Source organism: Aeromonas sp. 604176 (genome assembly GCF_049170755.1).
GTDB lineage: Bacteria > Pseudomonadota > Gammaproteobacteria > Enterobacterales > Aeromonadaceae > Aeromonas > Aeromonas veronii_A.
On sequence record NZ_JAAKNE010000050.1, the window covers coordinates 21,473 to 28,297 of the forward strand.

Below are 6,825 nucleotides of genomic sequence, written 5' to 3' on the forward strand. Positions count from 1 at the left end.
ATGTCGCCACCGCCCTCCTTGTGAGCTGACTGCATGAATCGCTCTCTCTCCTTTCATCGCCAATCCGGCTTTACCCTGCTGGAAGTGTTGCTGGTCGCCATGCTGATGGGGCTGGTGGCCACCGCCGTCACCCTCAGCATGGGTGGCGCAAAAGGTGACAGGGAGATCGACAAGCAGGCGCGCCGCCTGATGGCAACCCTGCAGCTGGCGCAGGAGTATGCGGTGATGGATGGTCGGCTGGTGGGTATTCGCATCGAGGATAACGGCTGGCAGTTTATGCAGCGTCAGGCCAAAGATCGCAAGTGGCTGGCCCTGACTGGCGACAAGCAACTGGGGCCGGTGCAACTGGCCGAGAACATGACGCTGGCGCTGGAGCTGGAAGGCTTTGGCTGGCAGCCGGATCCCGATGAGAAAACCGAACAGAAGCGCGACGAGAAGGAGCGTACTCCTCAGTTGCTCATCTTCCCGGGCGGCGAGCTGAGCCCGTTCGTGCTCACCTTCACCCAGCAAGATGACGATGCCCGCTACACCCGCATCGTCAAAGGGGACGAGTTCGGCCGCCTCACCCTGCTCACCGGCGATGAAGATGAAGAGGTGAGCGAATGAACGCCCGCGGGATGACACTACTCGAAGTGATGGTGGCGCTGGCAGTCTTTGCCATAGCGGGTCTCGCGGTAATGAAAACCGCCAGCGAACACCTCTCGGCCCTCAACTATCTGGAACAGAAGACATTCGCCACCTGGGTGGTAGAGAACCAGCTGGTGCAACAGAAGCTCGAGAACAAGTGGCCTGGTGACAGCTGGGTGGAAGGGGATGAGCAGATGGCGGGCAGCACCTGGTACTGGCGCTATCGCGGCGTCGCCACCGCCGACAACAACTTCCGGGCGCTCGATATGGAAGTGCGTACCGAGGCCAAAGCCGAGAACCCGGTCGCCATGATGCGGACCTATATCAGCCGATGACCCAGCTATCCGCCCGCACGCCTCGCCCCGTCCGTCACGCCGGTTTTACCCTGCTCGAAATGCTGGTGGCCATCGCCATCTTCGCCACTCTCAGCATGGGCGCCTATCAGGTGCTGCAGGGGGTGCTCACCAGCGACGAGGTAGCCAAGCGCAAGGAGGCTCGCCTCAACGAATTGCAGCTCGCCTTCACCCTGCTGGAGCGAGACATCACCCAGATGGTGCCGCGCAGCGGTCGCATCGAGGGGGAGAACAACAAGGTGCTACTGGCGGCTTCCCGGTTCGGCCAGCAGAGCGATGACTGGGGCATGGCCTTTATGCGCAGTGGCTGGCTCAACCCGGACGGCATGCTGCCTCGCTCCCATCTGCAACGGGTCGGTTGGCGCCTCAAGGATCAGAAGCTGGAGCGCCTGAGCTATCTCTATCCGGATCCGGTGATCGGCACCGAGCCGCGTATCCAGCCGGTGCTGGCGGGAGTCACGGCGTTTCGCCTCTACTTCTTCGACAAGGGCAACTGGAAAGAGGAGTGGACCCAGCGCAGCGTGCTGCCCCACGGGCTGGCAGTGGAGCTGGATCTGGAGGATTACGGCACCATTCGCCGGCAATTTCTGATTGGCGCCGGCGGCCAGCGCGCCGAAGAGAACAGCCAGAGCAGCAATCCCAATCCGGGCGGCGACAGCAATAACGGCAACAACAGCGGCAACGGCAATAACAGTGGTAACAACAGCAATGGCGGCAACCAGAACGGGGGGAGCACCAATGCGAGCTAACCCTGTACGCCCCGGTCGCCAGAGCGGCATGGCCCTGCTGGTGGTGCTGCTGATCCTCTCGGTGATGGTGATCATCGCCAGCAACATGAGCGGCCGTCTGCAGCTCGAACTGCGCCGCACCAGCAATGTCACCGCTGGCAAACAAGCCTGGTGGTATGCCCTCTCGGCGGAGGCGCTGGTGAGCAAGGTACTGGCGCAGGATTTCAAGGATGATCCCGAGGTGGTAAACCTCGGCCAGAACTGGGCCCGCAAGAATACTGTGTTTCCGGTCGATGATGGCCAGCTCAAGGGCGAGGTGACCGACCTGCAATCCTGCTTCAACCTCAACAGCCTGAGCGTGGCCTCCAAGGCGGGGAGCGGCGAGGAGCTGGCGCAGCAGCCCTATCCGGTGCAAGTGTTTCGCGAACTGCTCAAACAGCTGGCGATGGATGATTACGAGGCAGCCCAGCTCACCGATGCCATCCGTGACTGGACCGACAAGGATACGGTGCTGGTATCCAGCCTTGGCGCAGAGGACGCCTATTACGAGGGGCTCAAGCCACCCTATCTGACCGCCAACCAGTGGATGCTGGGCAAGGACGAGCTGAGGGCGGTGCGCGGGGTGACGGCCAGGGTCTATGCCAAACTGGCCCCCTATGTCTGCACCCTGCCCAGCGACAAGTTGAAGATCAATATCAATACCCTTGCCCCCCAGCGCCCCGAGCTGCTGGTCGCCCTCTATCTGGGCACTATCGGGCTGGATGATGCCAAGCGGGTACTGAATGAGCGGCCACAGAAGGGGTGGAAAGAGAGCAAGCTGATGACAGACATGCTCGCTCCGGTCGATTCGGTGAAAGGGCTGAAAGAGGCGCTGGTGGTCAAGAGCGACTTCTTCGAAGCCCGGGTCGTGGCCGAGGTCGGCGACAACCGGGCCTGGCTCGAAACCCTGTTCCAGCGGGGCAAGGACAATAAACTGGTGATACTGCGCCGCCTCAGTAGCGGCGCCGAATAAACAGCGCACCTGCAGGCCATCGCCTGCGGGTACGAGAGATGTTGGATGCAGCCTGCGGGCTGCGCACCGGTTGCCAGGGCGCACAACGCCCTTTGCAAACCGGTATCGCAGGAGAGAGATGCGTGAGCGAAAGTCTGGTCATCCGACTGGGGACCAATAAACAACAACCCGTGGCCTGGCTGGTCTGGTCCGGTCAGGAGCAGGAGATCATCGCCTCCGGCACCCTGCCCTCGGCCGATGCCCTGAGCGAGCTGCAGGATCGGGCCGGTGGCCGCCCAGTGGTCACGCTAGTGCCGGGCAGCGATCTGATCTTCCGGCGCGTCACCCTGCCGGGTCGCTACAACCGCCAGTCGGCAGCGGCCCTCCCCTACCTGCTGGAGGAGCAGATCGCCTCCGATGTGGACGAGCTCCATCTGGTGGTGCTGGCCCATGAGGGCCAGCAGGTGGATCTGATGGCGGTGGATCGGCAGAAGATGGCCCAGTGGCTCGGCTGGCTCGATGCCGCTGGCCTCAAGAGCCTGCAACTGCTGCCCGATGTGCTGGCGCTGCCACAGGCCGCTGATGGCTGGTCTGCGCTGCAACTCGGCAATGAGTGGCTGGTACGCCAGGGCCCCTGTCAGGGGATCGTCGCCGACGAACCGCTGCTGGCCATCTTGCTGGCAACCGAAGTCGAGCCGGTCACCATCCACAGCCACACCCCGGTGCCCGCCATTGCCGCCGCCAACTGGCAGGCGGCGGAGCCTGAACTCCCTATGCTGCTGCTGGCCAAGGGGGCCCTCACCTGCCGCGCCAACCTGCTGACCGGCCCCTATCGACCCCAGACCGAATATGCCCGCTACTGGTTGCAGTGGCGCAAGGTGGCCATCACCGCAGGCTTGTTGCTGCTGGTGGCCCTCGGCCAGCGCGGGGTACAGCTCTATCAGCTCACCGAGCAGGACAAGGCGCTGAAAGCGGAGATCCGTGCCGTCTATACCCGCATCTTCCCGGGTGAGAGCCGCATCGTGAACGTGCGCAGCCAGATGAACCAGCATCTGCAACAAATGGGACAAGCCCCGCAAAACGGCGTGCTGCTGATGCTCACCGAGCTGGCCCCCACCTTTGCCGAAGTACCCGGCCTCAAGCCGCAGGTGATGCGCTTTGATGCCAGTCGCCGCGAGCTGAGGCTGCAGGTGACTGCCCCAGGCTTTGCCGAGATCGAGCGGTTCCGTGAGCTGGCTGGCAAGCAATTCGAGGTACAGCAAGGCGAGGTGCGCAGCACCGAGGGCAAGGTAGAGGGCGCACTGGTGCTCAAGGGTAAATCATCATGATGGAAAAATTGCAGAGCTGGTGGCACGGCATCACAGCACGGGAACAGCGGCTGGTGGTCGCAGGCGGCGTTCTGCTGCTGGTCGGTCTCTTCTACTGGAGCGTCTGGCAGCCCATCGCCAACCGCATCGCAGAGCGGGAGCGGCAGGTGCAAAACCAGCAGCAGACCCTCGCCTGGCTCAAGGAGAAGGGGGAAGAGGTGCTGGCCATGCAGGGGGGCTCGGGTCGCCAGATCGACACCAGCGGCACCCTGGAAGGGGTGGTCAACCGCACCGCCTTCAACCACAAGATCAAGATTGCCCGGCTGCAACCCCAGGCGCAGGAGCTGCAAGTGTGGATCGACACAGTCCAATTCGATGACTTGCTACTCTGGCTCTCCACGCTGGTGGAGCAGCACGGTATTCAGGTTCAAATCATCGAGATCGCCCGCGAGGATCTGGCCCCGGGTCTGGTCAAGGTCAGACGTTTGCAGTTGAGTCGTCCACAATGAAAAAACGCATCCTGATTGCCAGCCTGTTTCTGGCCGCCTATCTGCTCTTCCTGCTGGCCACCCTGCCCGCGGCACTGGTGGCTCGCCATCTGCCGCTGCCTGCCAATGTTGCCAACCTGCTGAAACTGGAAGGGGTGAGCGGCACCCTCTGGAGTGGCCAGATCGCCCGACTGCAATATGCCAGCGAATCGTTAAACCAGCTGCGCTGGGATCTCAACGGCTGGTCGCTGCTGCGCTTCGCCCCCGAAGTGGCCATACGCTTTGGCGATCGCAACGGCCTCAATGGTCAGGGCGTTGTCGGCTGGAATGGCGCCGCCTTCGGCCGGGACCTGACCCTCAACGCTCCCGCCCCCTGGTTGCTGAGCCGGGTGCCGATGCGCCTGCCGATCCCGATCACCGTCAGCGGCCAGCTGCAGCTTAAAGTGGAGCAGTTTGCCCAGGGCAACCCCTGGTGCGACAACCTCTACGGCAACCTCGACTGGTACAACGCCAGCGCCGATACCCCGGCGGGCAAGCTGGATCTGGCCGACCCCGAGGTGAAACTCACCTGCCTCGACTCCAAACTGGTGGCCGAACTCAAGCAGGGCTCCGATGCGGTGCAGACCAGCGGTCGCCTCGAGCTGCAACCCAACGGCCAATACCTGTTCCAGGGCACCCTGAAGCCAGGCCCGGCACTGCCGCCACAGATGCAGCAGGGGCTCCCCTTCCTCGGCCAGCCCGACAGTCAGGGCCGCTTCCCCCTGCGCTATCAGGGGCGGATCTAACCCCTATCCCGCTGACCCCGGAGCCAATCCGGGGTCGACGGGGGAGGCTCTGACTCCTGGGTCCCCCCACTGCGTTCACACACCGGCAATCATCAATAAGGGCCTTCCTACTGAAAAAGCAGCAACGCATTCCCGTCACGCCCAATCTCCATCAGCTTGTGTTCGTAGTGAAATGTGAGCAGGAACCAATTCTTGACTATTTATCTCCAGGCCAGGATCTGCTTCACAGCCCAATCCGTGGTCGATGTACCAGACTCGCTTTATTACGATATAATCATCGCTCTTTTCGCCCGGCCAGCACGGTTAGTCCAAGAGTACGCAAGATGGAAATAAAGCTGCACCAGAACGCAACCACAACGCCCCGGACTCGCAAATATATCCAGACCTCCAGCAAATCAGATGCAGCTCTTGCCGAGGAGCTGAACATCTCGATAGATACGGTGAGACGCTGGCGCAATCGTGATGATTGCTATGACAAATCCCACAGACCCCGCACAATCCATCGCAAACTGCAGCCTGAGCAGGAGTGGTTGGTATTGTTTCTTCGCCATCGGCTGCATCTCTCTCTTGATGAACTGCTGGAGGTCACCCGTTTACTGATCCGTGCCGATGTCTCGCGGGCAGGTTTGAGCCGCTGTCTGCAAAAATACCAACAAGATCGGTTGAAAAAGCCTGACCCTGCATCTGGATTGGGTCACGTGTGGCTGGATGCGCTATATCTCCCAACTGTCATCGCAGCCAGTCAGCCTTTGCTGCTGGTGCTCACGGAGCAATTGACCGGCCATATCTCATTTGCCCTCTGTGCCCCGGAAGAGAAAGAGCAGATCCTTAATGGCTTCACCAACTATTTGCAAAATGAGTTGCCCTACCCGATCGAGAGCATTGAGGTCACCAGTCCACTCCCCGAAGTAGAGGCGTTGGCCAACAGGCTATGCACGTCGGTGACCTCTGCCTCTTTACCGATATCCAGTGGGTTGCTCGACTCAACCGCATTCTCTCAACCACTGACTGCCATTCTGGCTGGTGAGCGTTTTGACAAACGTCTCAGTCTGGGAGCCGTATTACTTGAGTTTGAAGATCTGCTTAACCACAGGATATTGCGCAATCGCTTGAAAAGCCTGACACCTGGCACCTACATCCGTCAACTACAGCAAAAAGAGTAAAGGTGGCCGCTCAGTGTAATACCTCCTGACAGATCTCTGTAGTGTTACTGTAGTGGTCAACTAAATCCGGACACTTGGTTAGGCCGTTCTTCGGCTTTTGCTGGCGGTATCCCATTATTGTGGTGATGTGGACGCCGCCAGTTGTAGTAATCCATCAGGTAATAACTGATATCCCGCTTTGCCTCCCGCACGCTCATGTATCCCATAGCCGGGAGCCACTCTGACTTCAGGCTTCTGAACAATCGCTCCATCGGGGCGTTATCCCAGCAGTTACCACGACGACTCATGCTTTGGGTCATGCGATAGCGCCACAGTCGTTGCCGAAATGCCCGGCTGCCATATTGGCTGCCCTGGTCGGAGTGAAATAGCACACCGGATGGGCA

The 6,825-nt window shown here is 60.8% G+C and carries 8 protein-coding genes and 1 pseudogene; 8 read left to right on the forward strand and 1 reads right to left on the reverse strand.

What is annotated here, in order from left to right; genetic code table 11:
- Positions 1-33: 33 nt before the first annotated feature.
- From exeH to G5358_RS10900, 8 genes and pseudogenes are all read left to right on the forward strand, one after another.
- Positions 34-606 (forward strand): GspH family T2SS minor pseudopilin variant ExeH, encoded by a 573-nt coding sequence (gene exeH, locus G5358_RS10865; RefSeq protein WP_421324080.1) that lies wholly within the window; start codon positions 34-36, stop codon positions 604-606.
- Positions 603-962: a GspI family T2SS minor pseudopilin variant ExeI gene (exeI, locus tag G5358_RS10870; RefSeq protein WP_201938365.1), complete on the forward strand. Its 360-nt coding sequence runs from the start codon at positions 603-605 to the stop codon at positions 960-962. The genes exeH and exeI overlap by 4 nt, the downstream gene beginning before the upstream one ends.
- Positions 959-1,606, forward strand: a pseudogene (gspJ, locus tag G5358_RS10875) (type II secretion system minor pseudopilin GspJ); the annotation flags it as partial. The gene exeI and the pseudogene gspJ, both read left to right, overlap by 4 nt.
- A 112-nt stretch (positions 1,607-1,718) precedes the next feature.
- Positions 1,719-2,720 carry a GspK family T2SS minor pseudopilin variant ExeK gene (gene exeK, locus G5358_RS10880; RefSeq protein WP_421324081.1) on the forward strand — a complete coding sequence of 334 codons (1,002 nt, stop codon included), beginning with the start codon at positions 1,719-1,721 and terminating at the stop codon, positions 2,718-2,720.
- A gap of 122 nt (positions 2,721-2,842) precedes the next feature.
- Positions 2,843-4,027 carry a GspL family type II secretion system protein ExeL gene (gene exeL, locus G5358_RS10885; protein ID WP_421324082.1) on the forward strand — a complete coding sequence of 395 codons (1,185 nt, stop codon included), beginning with the start codon at positions 2,843-2,845 and terminating at the stop codon, positions 4,025-4,027.
- Positions 4,024-4,515 (forward strand): GspM family type II secretion system protein ExeM, encoded by a 492-nt coding sequence (gene exeM / locus G5358_RS10890; RefSeq protein ID WP_005338305.1) that lies wholly within the window; start codon positions 4,024-4,026, stop codon positions 4,513-4,515. The genes exeL and exeM overlap by 4 nt, the downstream gene beginning before the upstream one ends.
- Positions 4,512-5,279 (forward strand): GspN family type II secretion system protein ExeN, encoded by a 768-nt coding sequence (gene exeN / locus G5358_RS10895; RefSeq protein WP_421324083.1) that lies wholly within the window; start codon positions 4,512-4,514, stop codon positions 5,277-5,279. Before exeM ends, exeN begins: the two co-directional genes overlap by 4 nt.
- 323 nt (positions 5,280-5,602) lie before the next feature.
- The gene (locus G5358_RS10900; protein ID WP_227342231.1) at positions 5,603-6,442 is read left to right on the forward strand and encodes a hypothetical protein; all 840 of its coding nucleotides are present in this window, start codon (positions 5,603-5,605) and stop codon (positions 6,440-6,442) included.
- A gap of 56 nt (positions 6,443-6,498) precedes the next feature.
- Here G5358_RS10900 and G5358_RS10905 read toward each other — a convergent pair.
- Positions 6,499-6,825 (reverse strand): integrase core domain-containing protein (locus G5358_RS10905; protein ID WP_421324084.1); only part of this gene is annotated, 327 nt, incomplete at its 5' end.